This is a genomic window from Candidatus Phytoplasma tritici, from assembly GCF_000495255.1.
Taxonomy (GTDB): domain Bacteria; phylum Bacillota_I; class Bacilli_A; order Acholeplasmatales; family Acholeplasmataceae; genus Phytoplasma; species Phytoplasma tritici.
Genome location: NZ_AVAO01000003.1, coordinates 41,485 through 59,623 on the forward strand (window position 1 = coordinate 41,485; position 18,139 = coordinate 59,623).

The 18,139-nt window shown below is 25.2% G+C and carries 11 protein-coding genes, 5 pseudogenes and 1 riboswitch; of the genes and pseudogenes, 4 read left to right on the forward strand and 12 right to left on the reverse strand.

Annotation, left to right across the window (positions count from 1 at the left end):
* Positions 1-93: 93 nt before the first annotated feature.
* The 4 genes from N747_RS0101425 to lysS form a co-directional block, all read right to left on the reverse strand.
* On the reverse strand, positions 94-390 hold the full coding sequence (locus tag N747_RS0101425; protein WP_275039429.1) for an HAD hydrolase family protein: 297 nt from the start codon (positions 388-390) through the stop codon (positions 94-96).
* A gap of 470 nt (positions 391-860) precedes the next feature.
* A complete protein-coding gene (locus N747_RS04050) occupies positions 861-1,001 on the reverse strand; it encodes a hypothetical protein (protein WP_240992296.1) in 141 nt (46 codons plus the stop codon).
* 644 nt (positions 1,002-1,645) lie between these two features.
* Positions 1,646-4,399: a DNA polymerase III subunit alpha gene (dnaE, locus tag N747_RS0101435; protein ID WP_024563496.1), complete on the reverse strand. Its 2,754-nt coding sequence runs from the start codon at positions 4,397-4,399 to the stop codon at positions 1,646-1,648.
* 800 nt (positions 4,400-5,199) lie between these two features.
* Positions 5,200-6,732: a lysine--tRNA ligase gene (lysS, locus tag N747_RS0101450; protein ID WP_024563498.1), complete on the reverse strand. Its 1,533-nt coding sequence runs from the start codon at positions 6,730-6,732 to the stop codon at positions 5,200-5,202.
* 1,082 nt (positions 6,733-7,814) lie between these two features.
* Positions 7,815-7,985, forward strand: a riboswitch (Lysine riboswitch).
* A 56-nt stretch (positions 7,986-8,041) separates the two neighbouring features.
* On the opposite strand from lysS, the gene N747_RS0101460 reads away from it, so the two are divergent.
* The 4 genes and pseudogenes from N747_RS0101460 to N747_RS0101475 all read left to right on the forward strand — a co-directional run bounded on the left by N747_RS0101460 (position 8,042) and on the right by N747_RS0101475 (position 13,177).
* On the forward strand, positions 8,042-9,727 hold the full coding sequence (locus tag N747_RS0101460) for an ABC transporter substrate-binding protein/permease (RefSeq protein ID WP_240992297.1): 1,686 nt from the start codon (positions 8,042-8,044) through the stop codon (positions 9,725-9,727).
* A gap of 1,411 nt (positions 9,728-11,138) precedes the next feature.
* Positions 11,139-11,704, forward strand: a pseudogene (locus N747_RS03805) (sigma-70 family RNA polymerase sigma factor).
* 316 nt (positions 11,705-12,020) lie between these two features.
* Positions 12,021-12,341, forward strand: a complete 321-nt coding sequence (locus tag N747_RS03635) for a His/Gly/Thr/Pro-type tRNA ligase C-terminal domain-containing protein (protein ID WP_084193798.1) — start codon at positions 12,021-12,023, stop codon at positions 12,339-12,341.
* Positions 12,342-12,550: 209 nt separating this feature from the next.
* Complete coding sequence (locus N747_RS0101475) at positions 12,551-13,177, forward strand: hypothetical protein (protein ID WP_024563502.1); 627 nt, start codon at positions 12,551-12,553, stop codon at positions 13,175-13,177.
* 89 nt (positions 13,178-13,266) lie between these two features.
* On the opposite strand, the pseudogene N747_RS03410 reads toward N747_RS0101475, so the two are convergent.
* The 8 genes and pseudogenes from N747_RS03410 to N747_RS03425 all read right to left on the reverse strand — a co-directional run.
* Positions 13,267-13,621, reverse strand: a pseudogene (locus N747_RS03410) (hypothetical protein); the annotation flags it as partial.
* A 208-nt stretch (positions 13,622-13,829) separates the two neighbouring features.
* Positions 13,830-14,438 carry a dTMP kinase gene (gene tmk, locus N747_RS0101490; protein ID WP_024563504.1) on the reverse strand — a complete coding sequence of 203 codons (609 nt, stop codon included), beginning with the start codon at positions 14,436-14,438 and terminating at the stop codon, positions 13,830-13,832.
* 33 nt (positions 14,439-14,471) lie between these two features.
* Positions 14,472-14,660: a DUF2963 domain-containing protein gene (locus N747_RS04055; protein ID WP_240992298.1), complete on the reverse strand. Its 189-nt coding sequence runs from the start codon at positions 14,658-14,660 to the stop codon at positions 14,472-14,474.
* Between the two features lie 21 nt (positions 14,661-14,681).
* Positions 14,682-14,792: pseudogene (locus N747_RS04225) on the reverse strand (DUF2963 domain-containing protein); the annotation flags it as partial.
* A 200-nt stretch (positions 14,793-14,992) separates the two neighbouring features.
* Positions 14,993-15,633: pseudogene (locus N747_RS03420) on the reverse strand (YqaJ viral recombinase family nuclease).
* A gap of 556 nt (positions 15,634-16,189) precedes the next feature.
* On the reverse strand, positions 16,190-16,498 hold the full coding sequence (locus tag N747_RS0101515; protein WP_024563505.1) for an SVM family protein: 309 nt from the start codon (positions 16,496-16,498) through the stop codon (positions 16,190-16,192).
* Positions 16,499-16,552: 54 nt separating this feature from the next.
* Complete coding sequence (locus N747_RS0101520; protein WP_024563506.1) at positions 16,553-16,927, reverse strand: SVM family protein; 375 nt, start codon at positions 16,925-16,927, stop codon at positions 16,553-16,555.
* Positions 16,928-16,992: 65 nt separating this feature from the next.
* Positions 16,993-17,794 (reverse strand): annotated as a pseudogene (locus tag N747_RS03425) (effector).
* Between the last annotated feature and the right edge of the window lie 345 nt (positions 17,795-18,139).

Below are 18,139 nucleotides of genomic sequence, written 5' to 3' on the forward strand. Positions count from 1 at the left end.
ATCGATAAACAACTTCATAACAAATTACAATCTTTAAAAAAATCATATAAAGCATTTTTGTCGATGTGAGGAGCAGTTAAATTGGCAACTTTGTTAAGAGTTTAATAATTGAAGCATTTCAAAATTGTTGCAACCATCTCCCATGCAAATTAATTGGTAATCTTTGTGGTCTTTCATAATTGCTCGGATGCCATAAGCTTTATTAACTTGTTTGGTGATTAAACTTACAAAACCATTTTTCCAATAATAAGCTTGTAGTTGTTCAAAATCTTTTAAAAAATAAATAACAAGGGAGTGATTTTGATGAAATAAATTAATTTTGTAAATAGGTTTTTTAAATGAAGATTGCTTTTGATGGGATGTTTTTTGTAACATTAAATTATCAAACAAACTTTTAGAATCAGGGATCTGTTGTTTGGGTTATACTCCCTTCTTCTAAACTAATATTGAGAACTATGATGCCTTTTTATTGATCTTGATTATTTAAGTTTAATTGCAAGTTCTTGGGGGATAAAAGTTTGTTGGATGATATTTGTGTGGCTTTCCAAGTAATAGCTCCATTTAGAACAACAAAATAATTTTAAATAAAGCAGTAATTTCTTTTAAAACGATTAAACTTTTATAGTTTCTTCCTGTATCAATTTCTAAAATATTATTAGGTTTTTACGCTAGAGTTTGTAAAATTTTTATGGTTTTTGAAGGAATTTCTTTGGTTTTGTTGTTTTATAAAGTTTGATCAATATCAAATTTTTTTCATATTTGTTCCTTTATTCCTTGATGTATTATAATTAAAAGATAACTAATTAATGCAAAAATGATGAAGAAATTATCAAATAACATAAAATATTATAAAAATACTATTAATAAATTTTTAAACTTTGGTATAAATTATAACATTTATGAAAATCATTTTCTTTTTTATAAACAAGCAAAACTTCTTTTTCTTCGTATTTTTTTGATCCAAAATCATCATATAAAAAGATTTTATCTAAACGGTTCAAAAATAATTTAATATCCTTTTTGTCCGACTTCAGGATTTAAAAGGTTTTTGGAATAATTACAAATTTTTAAATGTAGAAGGGAAATGTTCTAATAAATTACAATACACCAAATTAATACCTTTTTGGTATTCAAAAGGATGTTGTTTGGTGTATTCGGGATTTGGTGATATTTGGATAATCCTCTTTTGCTTGATATTCTTTATTTGGTTTATTTCTAAGCCTTCCAGCTGTTTTTTTGATGTTTAGGGTTGGGGTTAGTTTGAAGAGTAAAACTTGCATCCAATAAAAATAAGAACTACTTACTAAACCGTATTTTTGTTTTTAAAAAGTTACTGATTGATCGTATGTTAAAAGTATCATAATTTCAATATCAGTTATTTTTTTGGTCTTGTTGTAATTTATCAAAAATGGTATGAATGTCTTGTAAATGTTTTAATATATTGTTGTATTTGTGATTGGAAATTCAAAGAAATTTCATCAAAAAGAAATTATTTATTTTTATTGATTGTGTAATTGTTTAAAAAAACAGATTTAATCAAATTAAAAAAATGAAAAGCAAAGCAAAAAATACGAAAAATGTGAAAGGAGAAAAAATCATATTCAAATAATTTAATAATGTTTTTTGTATTTATAATAAAATAATATTAAGATTTATTTTTTTGATTGATTAATAAATTATGAAGTCCAAATCCTAATGCTTTTTTTTGTTTAATGACAAGCTCTTGTAAAGGTAATTCTGGGTGTATTTCAGGTTCGTAGTCCGAATATGGATAATATTTAACTTCTTTTAAATCTTTGTTTTGTTCCAAAGTATTGCGGTTTAATCCCATTTTATCAAGGGTACCTGCAAAAATTAAATTAGTTAATAAATGTTCGGTGAGAAAAGGAAATAATTGTTGTTTAAAGGTTTTAAAAGAATAATAAAGGGGTGATGTTTGGGATTTTTTTGTTAATTTTTGGTGCTCTTTAATTAAATTTTTTTGTTTTTTCATTAATTCTTGACAAAAAGCAACATTTATTCCTTTAATAATAGTTAGAGGCAAAAATAATTTATTGTCCTGGAAATAATATTTATCTTGGCTAATAAATATATGGGGTGGTTCTATAATGATGCCTTTTTGAATAACTTCTTTTAGCAAAATTTCTGTTTGGGTTGCATCCCCAATAGCATCATTTAATAAAGTAATTACAAAAGCAATAAAATGATTAGCTTTCAAATAAGCCATACGATAACTAATTAAAGAATAAGCGACACTGTGACTTTTGTTAAAACCGTAATTGGCAAATTTTAAAATATAATCATAAAGTTTATGGGCTATTTTAAGGTCGCGTCCTTGTTCTTTGCTTTTGGCAATAAAGTTGTTTTTTTCTTGCAATAATAAATCTTTTCCTTTTTTGCTAATAGCTCTTCTAAAAAGGTCTGCTTGGGCAAGACTGTATTTGGCAAAGACAGCTACAATTTGCATAATTTGTTCTTGATAAAGAATAATTCCATAAGTGGGTTGAAGGATAAAATCAATCAAAGGACTAAAAAAAGTGGTAGTTTTTTGATGGCGGTTTTTTAAAAACATATTAAAAGAATCGATGGGTCCTGGTCTGTTTAAGGCAAGTAAAGCAATTAGGTCTTCGAACTTTTGGGGTATCATTTTTTGTAAAAAGATTTTGGCGTTGTAAGATTCTAATTGAAAAATACCTATTGTTTTTCCTTGTTGTAACAACTCAAAAGTTTTTTTATCTTTTAAAGGGATTTGAAAAAGACTAAATTTGGGGTTATTTTTTTGAATAGCTGAAATCATTTGATTCATCAAAGTAAGGCTTCTTAATCCCAAAAAATCTATTTTGAGAAGTCCGATTGATTCAAGGTCAGAGGCTTCCCATTGGGTTTGTTGTAATTTATTGTGAGTGCCTTTTTGTAATGGAATAATTTGATAAAGGGGCATTTGGCTTAAAATAATTCCTGCTGGATGGGTTCCTGTAAATCGTGGCATTCCTTCGATATAAGATGCCATTGTAAGTAAGTTTTTCATTTGTAAATCCAAAGTTTCTTTTTTATAATTGCTTTTTTTATCCAAATATGACAAAACGCGTTTGGTTTGGAATTCCTTTACTGTGGGCATAAATTTCACTAATTCATTAATGATGGATTTTTGGCTTACAAATCTACTAAAAGTAATAATACTTGCTACGTGTTTGGTGCCGTACTTTTGACAAACATATTGAATAATCAAATCTCTTGTATTGTCTGGAAAATCAAGGTCAATATCTGGCATAGTTTTTCTTTGAGGATTTAAAAAACGCTCAAAAATAAGGTCATATTGTAAAGGGTCAATTTCTGTAATTTGTAAACAAAAACACACCAAAGAACCCGAAGAAGAGCCTCTACCAGGACCCACTAAAATACCTTGTTTTTTGGCGTATCTTACAACATCACCTACAATTAAAAAATAATTGTCATATTCCATATCAGCTATAATTTGTAATTCTTGATCTAGTCTTTGTTGGTATTTTGTATATTTAGGACTTTGAATATCGATGTATTGGTGTAAACCTTCATAAGATATTTGTTTTAAGTATTCTTTGGCAGTTATTTTTTGGGTTTGTAAAAAATCAACAAATGAAGGCAACAATATTTTTTGTGGTAAATAATTTTGATATTTAATAGAAAAGATTAATTTTTTTAAATAAGCAAACATTGTTTTGTGTGTTTGGGTGTTGTATGTGCTATCAAAGTTATCTTTGGTTAAAAAAGATAAATCAGTTTGGTTGTCGTTTTTTTTATTTTCCATTTGTGCAAGCATTTGATAGGTTGGTTGGGCTTGAAAAGTATCATAGCAAGTTTTGTTAACTGGTACATAAGGAATTTGGAAGTGGTTTGCAAAATCAATGATGTTTTCAGAAAGCAATTCTAAAAAGGAGTTTTGATAAGAAACACCTAATACAATTTCGTCAAATATTTTTTGTAATTGAGTGGCTATTTGAAAAAATTTATCTTTTTGGTCGCGAAAAAACATGTCATCAAAAAAAGGATTTTCTCCGGGAATCAAAGCAAACAAATTTTTTCCTAAATTAGCAATTTTATTTAAGGTAATTTGGGGTTTTTCTTCATTTTTAATAATAGTTGAAATTTGAATTAAATTTTTGATTCCTTGGTCGTTTTTGGCATAAATCAAAAGTGTTGCTAATTGATTGTTGTGTAAAAAATTTATTTTAAGTCCTAAAATAGGTTTGATTTTGTATTTATGGCATAATTTTAAAAAAGTTGGCATGCCATATAAATTATCATCGCTCAAGGCAACAAAATCATAATTATTTTCTTTGGTTTTTTGCACCAAAGTTTCTAAAGAATTAAGACTTTGTAATAAGCTATAAAAACTTTGCAAATAAAAAAAGCCTCTCATAATTGCACTTCCCTTACTGGCTAAAAAATAAAAGTATTGTTGTTTTTGCTGATTTATTTTAATTCCAATGATAAATTAACACATCAAAATTAATTATGATTTATTTAATTTACGTAAAATTAGTTTTTTTGATATAATAGTGTTAATTTTAATATTTATATTTATTTACACAAAATCAAAGAAAAAATATTATGAATGTTAAAATATTTATTAGAAATAATTTTTTATTTTTCTTTCTTTATTTATTGTTTTATAATGTTTTTTTTATTTTATTTTTTATTAATAAAAAAAACATTAAATTCATCAATTTCTCCAACACAAGAAAAACAAGCATCTTAAAAAACTATTAAAGAAACTTTGACACAACATCAAAGACATCCACAATTTTTAATTATATAATGGTTATAATTGGAAAGATATAAAACCTGCTGGATTTACTGTAAAAGATTTAATAAATTGTCATTATGCTCCTAATCATCTTTATCTTGCTTGATTTATAATCTGTTAAAGATTTTATTGATAATGGTTAATTGATTATATGAATTTATTTTATCAAATCTTTCCATTAAAACAATTTTTAGATGTTGGTTTTACATCGGAAAAATTAAAAGATATATGTTTTATAGTTGAACGAGTAAAAGAACAAATGACTCCTCAAAAATTAATTAATGCTGGTTTTATTCCAAAGTATTTAAATAGAATTATCATTTTTTTATAAAGATTTAATTGCTTGTGTTTTTACCAAATCAACTTTACATAATATAGATTAATTAATTAATCTATATTATTTTTTACTCTTTTTAACCTTTTTTATTAGTTAGGTCTTTATTTGTTGTTTTGTTTTGACTAAATTTATTTTGATTCTTGCAATGTGGAAATAAAATAACATCACGAATATTTGCAGTATCGGTTAAAAGCATAACCAAACGATCAAGTCCAATTCCAAGACCGCCAGTTGGAGGCATGCCATAATTAAGGGCGTTTAGGAAATCATAGTCCATGTCATTGGCTTCGTCGTTGCCTAATTGTTTTTGTTGTAATTGGTTTAAAAAACGTTTTTCTTGTTCGGTGGGGTCGTTAAGTTCGCTAAAAGCATTAGCAAATTCCTTACCTACAATAAAAAGTTCAAAACGGTCAGCAAAGCGAGGATCAGATTCATTTTGTTTTGCCAAAGGACTTATTTCCAGCGGATGTCCGTAGACAAAAGTAGGTTGAATGAGGGTGTTTTCTACGTATTTTCCAAAAAAAGCCTCAATGATATGTCCTTGACTAAAATGGGGCATAACTTCAATTTGGTGTTTTTTTGCCAAAGAAAGGCATTGTTCAAAGGTAAAATGATCTGTAAAATCAATTCCTGTTTTTTCCTTTATTGATGCAACCATACTTACTTTTGCAAAATGGGAAAAATCAATTTCTTGGTTTTGGTAAGTAAATTGCAACTTGCCATTTTTTTTTTTGGATAATTCTTGTAAGCATTTTTTTGTTAAGTCCATAATATCTTGCATATCAGCATAAGCCAAGTAAGCTTCAATAGTGCTAAATTCGGGATTATGTGTGGCATCAATTCCTTCATTTCTGAAAACACGTCCGATTTCATAGACTTTATTCATTCCACCAACAATTAATTTTTTAAGGGGTAATTCGGTGGCAATTCTTAAGTAAAAATCACAATTAAGAGCGTTGTGATGAGTGATAAAAGGTTTTGCAGAAGCGCCTCCCAAAGTTGGTTGTAAAATGGGAGTTTCTACTTCTAAAAAACCTTGATTATCAAAAAAATTTCTAATGTATTTCATAATCAAACTGCGAGTTAAAAACACTTGTCTTGTTTTTTCGTTTACGATTAGATCCACATAGCGATTTTTTCTCATCTCTTCGCGATTTTGCAAGCCATGAAATTTGTCAGGTAAAGGTTTTAGAGTTTTGGTAAGGTGAATAAATTCCAAGGCTTTAATGGTTAATTCTTGCGTTTTGGTTTTAAATAAAACCCCTTTTATACCTATGATGTCTCCTAAATCACAATTTTGATAAATTTGAAAAGCATCTTTGCCCACTAAATCAAGTTTTACATATACTTGCATTCGGAAATTAAAATCTTGTAAATGCAAAAAACCCGCTTTGCCTTGTCCTCTTTTTAAAACGATTCTACCAGCTACACAAACATTGATTTGTGATTGTTCGAGGGCTAAATTATCTGCTTTTTGGTATTGTAAAAGAATTTGTTCGATTGAATGAGAAGGGACAATTTTTTTTCCAAAAGGATCGATGTTTAATTTTTTTAATTCATTCATTTTTTGATGTCTAATAATTTCTTGTTCTCTTAATTTTGTTTTCATTTATATGCTCCTTGCATCATTTAATTTTTTTTAAACATTTAACCTCTATTATACCAAAAAAACTTGGGTTTTGGTGATGTTTTTGAAAGGGTGGGGATTTTTTCGGGGAAATTAAAAATTTTTTATTTGGTGGTTTGAAAAAGCAAAAAAAGTTAATTTGAATAAAATAAAAAAAGACACTTATAAAGAATGCCTTTGGGGTTAGTAATTTAATTTTACAAAATTAAAATTGTGTTTTGTTTTTGTTTGATGAATTAAAATTTGAAATCAAAATAGTTTTAAAAGAGATGATTTGCAAAAATATAATTTTTAAAAGAATGTTTTTAACAAAATAAGTAAATGAAACAGTTAGTAATTTATATAAAAATGTCACAATTAAAAGCGAGATACAATTTAAAGGAGGGAATTGCAAAACAAAAACAAAAACATATAAATAATAAACATAAATTAACAACAAATCACACAAACAAATAACAACAAATAAAATGAATAATTACTTCATTTTTTAATAAAAGTTATAAAATTTACAAATTTTATAAATTAATATATTTCTACTTAATGTTCCATTAAGTATTTTAAAATATTACTTAAAGAATCTCAAACTTTAGAAGAACAAGAAAACAAATTATATTAAAATTAACGTTTTTAAAGTATCTAGATTAGTTGGCGGTCTTTCTTTTGTGCTTTTAATTTGATTTTTTGTTATAGATATCAAACTAATTTAGGAATATATGCAATACATTTTAAAATAATTAATATCATTTTTGCTGTTATTTTCATTATTTCTTGCCTATTAACTAACCCTTCATCTTATGATGTTTTTTTCTAATTTATTAGTTTATTTTATCTATAATAAAAAGAATAAAAGAAAAAATAAAAGCATAAATAAAATAATAATATCTAAAATAAAATAATAAGCATAAAAATAAATCCTTATAACTAACTATAAATAAAACTAAGTTATTAATAATTTCTTTATATTTTTGATAAAAGCGCAATTCCCATTTAAAAAATTATGTTATAATTTACTATATAATAAATTTTTATTATATTTTTTAATTACTTAAATAAAATTTTATATAAAATTAAAAAGAGGTAGCGGTGTAAAAGAGTATTGTGTGAAGAAGGCATTCTGTGAAGCATAAGAAAGGTAATCATCGCCGAATAATAATTATGGCAATAATTTATTATGAGATTATAGAAAATATCTATAATATTCTTGCTGTTTTAACAGTAAAGGCGCTTTAATCAAGTCTGTCTCAAACCTTCTTTTAAGAAGGTTTTTTTGTTTTATAGGAAGGAAAATCATTTGCTAACGTTATTTTTTTTAAGAATTAAGAATTATTTTAAAGCTAAATATCTTTTTTTAACAATTTTAACTATTATTATATCTTTTTTGTTATATGATGATTTTTATCCTCAAAATACTAAAAATAAAGATGAAAATACTTTAGTTGTAGGAATGGAATGCAATTACAAACCTTATAATTATCTTTCTAATAATAAAGATAAAGACCCACATCCTTTAACAATAAATGGTAAAGAAAGTGATATTGGGGTTGTTGGATATGATGTTTTGGTAGCTAAAGAATTAGTTAATTATTTAAATAAAAAGCATAATAAAAACATTACATTAGTAATTAAAAAAATAGATTTTAATAGTTTAATTCCTGCTTGTCAAAAAGGAGATATTGATTTAATTATTGCAGGAATGAGTAAAACAGAAGAAAGACAAGCCCAAATTGATTTTACTGACAATTCTTATTATGATGAAGATCAATCTTATGTTATTGTTATAAATAAAAATAATCCTGTTTTTTATAAGTATAATTTTAAAAATCAAATTAATAGTCAAAATATCGACCAAATTCAATTACCTGGAAAAATGTTATATCAACGAGGAACTTTTTACGAACAAATAGCAAAAACATTAAAAGGAAATGAAGTAGAAGGAATTGATAATTTTGATTTCCAAGCTCAAAAAGTTCAAACAGACTCCAATTATTTTTATTTAGCTGATGCAACTGTTGCTCAAAAACATTTCCAAGCTCATAATAATTTAGAGCGAATAGAAATTAAAAAAGCAACAATTTTAGATAACAAAATAAAACAAGCCGCTGGAATACTTGCTATTGGATTTAAAAAACAAGAAGAAATTATTAACAAAAAAGGTATTAACAAAAAAGACATTGATGATTTTTTAAAAAAAGAACCTGATCCAGAAAATAAATACACACTTACCCCAAAAAAAAGAAAAGAATTCATGGATAAACAAACCTCAGAAAAAGATACATTAAATATATGGTCTATTTTTAAAAATAATTTTTCTCTTTATAAAAGAGGGATTTTAACAACTCTTAAATTTGGGATTTATGGAACTTTTGGAGGATTTGTCTTATCTTTATTGTTAGTTTTTTTCCAAGTTTTAAATATTACCAAAAAGAAAAGTCATTTTTTAATTTATTATTTGCATCAAATAGGATGTAGAATTATTAATTTTTATATATGGATTATTAAAAGTACTCCTATGTTAGTGCAAGCTTTTGTGAGTTATTTTTTCTTAAAAGAGTTTGCTTTTTTCCAAAATGCTACTTGGTATACTCCAATTTTTGCTGCTTATATGGTAATTATTTTAAATACTATGGGCTATATTTCAGAAATTATTACTAAAAATATTTCCTTTTTGGATAAAGGACAAATTGAGGCTTCCTTATCTTTGGGAATGACACACACTCAAACAATGCGTTATATTGTTTTACCCCAATCTATTAAAAGATCACAAACTCCTATTTTTAATGAGTTTATTATTAATTTAAAAGATTGTGTTGTTTTTAGTATGTTAGGTGGAATTATTGATATTGCTTGTGCTTCTAATGCTTTGTATAGTAGTGTTGCAAGCCCTAAACCTTATTATATTTCTTCTATTATTTATTTGATTATTGTAGGAACTGTTATTTTATTTTTGAAAAAAATGGAAAAAGTAAGGCAAGTTTAAACTATATAATATAAGATATTAAAATAAATATAAGGTATTAATTATTGATTTTCATGATACAATTTTATTTAAATTTAATAAATATTTATTTAAATTTTTTTTGATATAATTTCATAAATTTTCATAATTGTTTTGTTTAATAAATATCTAATTATAACAGCCCAAACAACAGATATTATTATTAAATATAAATAATAAAAAAATCAGATATACTTGAAAATTATTTTATATTTTGAGTTATAAATACAAAAAACCAAAGTAAAATGATATAAAATATAGAATTAATTATAGCTTCTCCAATTATTTCCAATTTATAAAAATTGAATAATAAATTTTTTTAAAATTCGATTAATATATTTTGGAAAAACAACTATTATTTGTAATTTTTATATTTATTCTTTTTTAAAGGATAATAATGTTGATTTTAAAGCATTTCTACAGCTACATATATCATAAAAGCCAATAAACCTATTACTAAATAACCCATTAAAAACAAACATTTAAAAAGTAATTTTTGTTTTAACATAAATAATCCAAATAAAAACAACGTAATAATAGAAAAAAATACAGAAATAAAATGCGTTCCATATCCTCTTATACAATTGTTATATTGTGCCTTCTAATAAAGTTTCATCATAAACATTAATATTTCCCAAGATAAATTATTTATTGATTTATTATAAAGTTTATAATTTTTGTTTGATGGGTGTGTAAAAGTTGGAAAATAAAAAATGGGAATTTGGAAAAGTTGTTTTTGTGTTAGAAATATCTTCTATAATATGATTCATTATCCAGTTTAATAATTCTATCAAAATAATGAAAATTATTTTGGGTGTTTGTGAAAAAAACAAAAACTAATTTAGTATTGATATCTACATTTAAAATAGGTTTATGAGCTAAGATAATTGTAGTATTTTTAATAATTAAAACAGCCAATATTAATTTTATTTTTTATACTTTATTTAATTCAGAAACACAAGAATCCATGTCTATTATCTCTGATAAATTTACTTTTTTCAAAATTTGTTTAACTTCTTTAGTATTAAATATTTTATTTTCTAATTTCAAAACTAATTTAATATTTTCTTCAACAGTTAAACCATTTAATAACTAATCTTTATCTTTTAATATAATACCTATTATGTCATTTTTATAAATAGTAAAATCATTATCTGTAAAAGTTTTTATACTTTTATTGCTAATAAAAATATCTCTTTATCTAGTTTTTGGATATCTTCTAAAAGATTAAAAAGAGTAGTTTTTCCGCAATCTTTGCCCTGTTCCAAAACTTTAGACACTTTTTGCTTTTTAAAAACTCTTTAAGACTAACTTTAAGTTAGTCTTTTTTTCTTTTCCAGACTCAAAAAATAATTTCTTATCTTTTCTAAAAACGTTTTTAGAAAGGATTCTAATGTTAAGACAAAGATTATTTAAAGAATTTTTATAAAAAATAAAAAGAATTTAGAAATTCGTAATCAATTAATTGAACTTCATTTAACTTTGGTAAAAAAACCAGTTTATCAATTTAAATATTATCCTATTTTTTTAACTAAAGAGGATTTATATTAAGAGAAGGGATTTTAGGATTAATCAAAGCACTAAATAATTAAGAAAATTTAGGTTATAACTTTATCGCCTATGCAACCCCAACCATAAAATCAGAAATCAAAGAAATAATAAGAAAAAGACACCCATCTTCAACCCCCCCAAAAACCAAAAAACTAATAATATTTCTTTTCAAGAAGAAAAATATGAACCCAATAGAAAAACCTCACCCCCATCAATTATGGCTAAAAACAAGTAAACCATGAATTATTATTAAAATTACTAAGAAAAAAACTAAGCAAAAACGAATTTAAAATTATCTATTTAAGTTTTGGAATTCCTTTAGGGAATATAAATGAAGATTATCCAAGATGTTATAACAACGACGAAATCGCTGAAAAACTTAATTTATCAAATTTAAAAAATAATTAATTAATTTTAAGAAGTTTATCGTGATTTTAAAATTCAAAAATATGAATTTCGTTTAAGTTATCTTGAACCCCAAGATAAAGAAAAATATTTTTTAGATGATGAAATGTGTCAAAATTCAGAAAACATTTTAAAAAAAACCATTGAAGAACTTAATTTACCTTTTAGAGAAAGTTGTCGGTGAATCTGCTTTTTATGGCCCTAAATTTAGATATTCAAGTGTTTACTGCTTTAGGAAATGAAGATTTTCAACTATTCAATTAGATTTTTTATTGCCACAAAAATTTGATTTAACTTTTATTGACTTTAATAATAAACATTGTCGTCCAGTTGTGATTCGTCGTTCTGTTGTTTCAACTTTGGAACTTTTTTATCTCATTTAATTGAAGAAAATAAAGGTGTTTTTCCTTTGTGGCTTGCTCCTTTACAAGTGCTTTTAATTCCTTTTGCTTCTTCTTTACATTTAGAATATACTCAAAAAATAAAAGATCTTTTTTTATTATCTGAAGGTTTGAGAGTAGAAATTAATTCAAAAGAAACAACTTTAGGATATAAAATTAGAGAAGCTCAAAAATTTAAAATCCTTTATCAAGTAGTTATTGGTGATAACGAAATGAAAAAAATGTTATTATGTTTATAACATATGGCAAAACTTCTTAAACTGAAATAAAAGTTAAATATTTTATTTTTTTTAAAAGAACAAATTACGAAAAAAATAAAATTTGGGCAAATTTTTTGTAAGATAAATGCTATAATAACTATGAATTACAATATTTAAAATCATATCAATTTTTTTCTTAAATTATTTATTGTTCAAGAAAAGATAAGGAATTTATATTAAAATTAATAATGAAACAAACAATAAAGAAAAATATTATCATTTTTATTTGTTTTGCTTTTTTAATCTTTTGCTTTTTTATCATATTTTACAAAAATCCAAAAAATAAAAAACCTTTTACTTGTTTTAAAAATCCAGATAACTCTTTTCAGTTAACCCGTAAATTAGCATATTTAGGTTTAAATCAATTTGTAAATGGATTAGAAAATGATCAATTTAAAGAACAATATTTACTTATTTTTAATGGCGATTCATCTTTTTTTGAAAATGATGTTTTAAGTTGTTCTTTAAGAACTGCAAGTACTCCTTTAATTCAAGGGACTCTTGATTTTTTAGGCCAACAATTAAAACGCAAATTTAATTTAATAATTAATGATAAAAATTTGTTATCTTCTTTTCTTTTTGATAATAATCCTATTGATTTAAAAATGAAAAATAACAATTATCATTTTTTTATTGAAAAACCTGAAGACACCAAAGGAGATGGTTATTGTTTTTTTCATGCTCTTATTTTTTTATTAAAAGAAAAAAATTTATTTTCAGAAAACATTATAAACGATTCTTTTGATAAGATTGATTTAAGCAAAAATAGTTACAATATTCTTAATAAAATCAAAAAAATCAAAGAAAAATCTTAATAGCAACTAAAATAAATTATATAAAAAGGCAATAGTCTTAAAGAACAATTTTAAAAATTAAAATTGTCTAAAAAAACGTAATATAGTTCACAGGTTTTAAAATTAAACGCCATTATTCGTTTGGTTTTGGTAAACCAAAACGAGATCAAATTTAATGTCGGGGATGAAAAATAAATAAGCTTGGGGATATAAATTAATGATTCCTTGGTTTTGAAAATATAATAAAATGAGATATTCATTGATTTTACCGCGAATTACTTTTTGACTTTGAGAGTGATAGTTGTTATCAGTTAAATATTGATTAATTAAATGGTGATGATGACACATATATTCATGAAAATTAATTAAAAATGATGATTTATGAAAAAGTTTTTTTAAAATATTAACACATTGAGTGTTAACTTTAAATTGTTTAATATGGTAAAAATCTTCGTTAGTTAACATCTTTTTTTCTTATTTTTTTGTTTTCCAAGTAACGGTCCCATCATGTTTGATAGTTTTAATTTTACCATTATGGTAATAAAAATAGAGATTACCGTTTTTTTTGTTTTCCAAGTAACGGTCCCATCATGTTTGATAGTTTTAATTTTACCATTATGGTAATAAAAATAGAGATTACCGTTTTGACATTTTTTCTTAATAACAATAGCCATTATCTTTCTCTTAGATATTTCATAATTTTTTGGATGTTTGATGGAATGGGATCACTTCCGTTTAAAATTAATTTCTTAATTTCGCTAGTATAATGAGTGAGATAATGATTGTATCCTTGGCGAACAGTTTGAAAATAAGTTAATGATTGTCTTTCGATCAGATCTCTTTGATGTTTTTTTTGATTTTTCTTTCTGGTTTTTCCGATAAGAGGATCAATATCTAAATAAATTAATAAATCGGGTTTGCTTAAGATAGTTTCGTGATTCAGCTTAAAGATCTTTTTTAAAGGTAAAAGTTGTTTTTTTTCCTTGGAAAAGGGAAATAATTGGTAAGCATAAGTAGATGGTAACCAACGGTCTAAGATGATTAATTGTTGGTTTTTAAATAATTCTGCTTGGATTTGAGCCATATTGGCGAGACTTAAATAAAAACGAGTGAGGTAATTTACTTGCTGAAAATTTAAAAATAAATCTCTAATTTCCTTCCCAAGAGAGCTACTCCCTAAGCCTTGATACAGTTGATGAGGGATTTTTAATTGGGGTCGAAGGGAGTTGATAAGAGAAGTTTTTCCACTTCCGTCAAGTCCTTCGAAAATGATTAATTTCATCATTGATTTCTCTTTTTTTAATTTTTGTCGGTTTTAAAATTTAATGATATCACTAATTGCTCCATCGGGGCGGTAATATGTTGTTTTGATTAATTTAACGTCATTATCGTATTCGTTGACAGAAGAGATTGTTGTTCCGTTGTCATAGTAGTTTGTTACTTTGATGAGCGTTTTAGTGTCTTTGTCAAATTCGTCGATGTAATGAATTGTTTTACCATTCAATCTGTATCTTATTTTTTTGATTAGTTCGCCAGTGTCTTTATTATATTTATAGATTTTTTCAATAGTTTTGCCATCATTTTGATAATAAGTTTCTTTAACGCACTTGCCGGTTTCTTTATCGTATTCATTGATGAATCAAATAGTTTGTCCATCAAATAGATACACAGTTTTTTACCTTTTTCCCAGTTTCTTTATCGTATTTTTGAGTAACTTTATATCCCTCATTTTCAATAAATTTTTCTATAATTGTTTTCATTTGTTTTCTCTCCTTTGATTTTTAATTTGGTCATAAAAAAAGACCTTCAAATTGAAGGTCTCAAAGTATTAATTAATTATTTAATTTTACTTAATTGTTTTAAATAAGTGGTTTTTTCTAATTCGTCTTTGGCTTTAGTTAAAAGGGCTAAGTATTTTTGACTAGCTGGGATCATTTTTGTGATAAAGGTTTCATCAGGATAAATCCGAAAAACGTGATAGTTTTGGTCATGAAAATAGACTAAAAAGTAAGCGAAATTCACTTGAGAACAATAGAGTTGACATTGAACTTGGGCCCAGTAGTATTTGGGAATATTTTCTGGTTGAGGATTAGTTAAAAAACTAGTCCAAGTGGATGAGACTTCTTGGTTTTCGTTCACAAAAGGACATTTAATTTCTAAAACGGCTGGATGTTGTTTGTTGTAGCCATCTAAAGAATCGGAAAAAGGTGAACTTGATCATTAGTGAAAATAGTGTCTTCAAAAGTTAAATTATTTTTTTGAATGAAAAATTATCTAGCGATAGGTTCCATTTTTTGGCCATGAAGAGTATATTGATTGGCGGTAAAAGTGGTACCAAAGAGTTTATCATGAACTAACTGTTCCATAGAACGAAAAGGGTCTAACCCCGCAATGGAAGTTATTTCGGAAGCGTTGATGTATTTTTTTCGGTGTTGGTACCATAATTTGGTCCTTTGATTTAAGTTTTTGATTCTCATAATAATTATTCTTTCTTAAATATTTTCTTTAATAATAATAAAAGATATTTTCCTAAATAATAAAAGAAACGAAAAAGGTGATAAAGACATTTAAAAAGAAAATCAATTAGATATAAAAGATGAGGAAGAAATAATAAAATAATTATTAATAAACCTAAGTTTAACCATTGATTTTGATAAGTCAAGAAATAACGACTAATAGTATTAAGGCTATTATTTAGCTTAAGTTAACCAAGTATTAATGAAATGCCACATGATGATTGGGTTGTTTCGTGGTTAAATGTTGAAAAATTGAACCACTATTTCCTTGTTTTAATTGGTGAATACTGAGTTTGACGGTGAAAAAATAGAATTTAATGACATAATAAACGATGATAATTGGAAGAAATGAAAGTAGGGTAACGATGAAAAAGATGAGATTGTTAGGTGAAGATGAAAAGATTTTTTTAATGAACATAATTTTTGTTTCCTTTCCGAGGTTGTGTGTTAAATAAAAAAAGATTTTGTCGAGGTAATTTATGGATGATTAGCATTATTTATTATTGCTAACGGATTGTTATTTTTTCTTTTTATGAGGTTGTGAAGTTGACGCAATATTTTGCGCTGATGCATTTCTTTTTTTGTTATTAGATAACAATTTAGTTAATTTATTTAAATTAATTTGAATTCTTTTTTTTGTGAAATATTTAACATTTTCCTCTAATGTATCTATTGTTTCCTCTATAATATCGATATCTTTTTTTGATTTGTCTTTAGAATTATTCTCCATTGCCATAACTTTCTGATTATTAATAATAAATAATACTCCTAAGAAAATAAACAAATAAATATTTATTATTTTAAATTGATTTTTTAATTTAACCATTAATGAAATCTCCTTATGATATTGATAATAACAATAAAATATATTTTAAATTATTTAACGTCTTCTAGGATTATTTTGTTGATTTTGATCGTTTTGTTGCGGAATGGCGTTATGGACAATAATTTGTTGTTCAGCGATACGATTACTTAATTCAATATTTTGCCTCACAAGATTATTAATAACTTCTTCAGAAGAGTTATTATTTCTAGCATTAAAAATTTGTTCAACTATTCTAGCTTGTTGAAAATTTAAATTTTGTAAAATACGAGCTTGATTTTGAAAATTAGTATGATTATTATCATGTCCGTTATTTTGAGATATATGACCATTATTCATTGCCATAACATAATAATTATTAATTAAAAATAATCCCAAAAAAAATAATAAACAAACACTAATTATTTTAAATTTATTTTGTAATTTAAACATTAATTTAATCTCCTTTTTATTTTTATTTCTTTAAATTTAACATATTGGAAATTTGTTAAATTTTATTACCAATCAGAGTTGGTTCTTTTGTTATTTTCGGCTTCTTGGGCTTTATCGTTATTGTGTTTATCTTGGTAAATCGACAAGGTTTTACGGACAGGGTTGAAGTGCAGGTGGAAATCAGTTAATTTGAAATTAGGATCGGAAACACGTGCTCTGCCAATGTAGTAGTCTTTGTCGTCGTCTAAGAAGTATTTAGGACCTTTGTATTTAAGGATTAAAGAATTACCGCCTGAATCTTTTTTGAATTGTTTTTCTAATCTAACATATAAATATAATTGACTGTCATCTTTTTTATCGAATTGATCATGTTCAAATCCGTTCACGGAGGTTCCCTCATAAGTTAACCCTCTGGTTATTCCAACGGTCGAAAGTCCCTCATAAGTTAACCCTCTGGTTATTCCAACGGTCGAAAGGATAATCTTCTCTGATGTAGTTAGCGAGGTTAGAGGGTTCTTTTTGTGTTTCGAGGCGTTCTTGAATTTTCATCAATTCAAAAGATCCAACAAAAGATCCAATATTTTCTTTGTTAGCGAGTTGTTGTTGATAATAACCAATGCCATTAAGGCCATCAAAGGTATAATGAATTTTAATCATTGATTGAGTTCTTCCTCGGTGATCAGTTTCTTCCCATTCGTCTTTTATATCAGCTTTGGTTTCTTTTATGCTAGGGATTTCTTTTTTTGGGAATTCTGGTAATTTAATGATGTTCATTTCGGTTAAAACAATAAAACCAATAAATAAACATAATAATAATCCTAATATGATCAAAATCCATTTAATGATTTTTTTAATAATATTAAACATGATTAGTTCCCTTTGGGTAATTTATAACATACCAACATTTTAACACATTTGACTTTTGAATCTTAATTAAAACCATCTTTTGAACCAAGAAGTTACTTTATCGATTTTTCCCTTTGCACTTTTAATTCTTTGGTTTACAAATGCTAAAATAACAATATTTTTAATATGGACTTTAATTTTCTTAGCGGAATTTGAACTTTTTTACCTAACTATATAGTGTAAGGACAGGGACCAAACATTTTAAAAAATATCTTTTAAAACCAATGAATTATTAAAAAGTTTAAAAACTTTTTGAAATTCAAAAAAAATATTTCCTTATTTTAAAAAGATATGAAATTATCTACT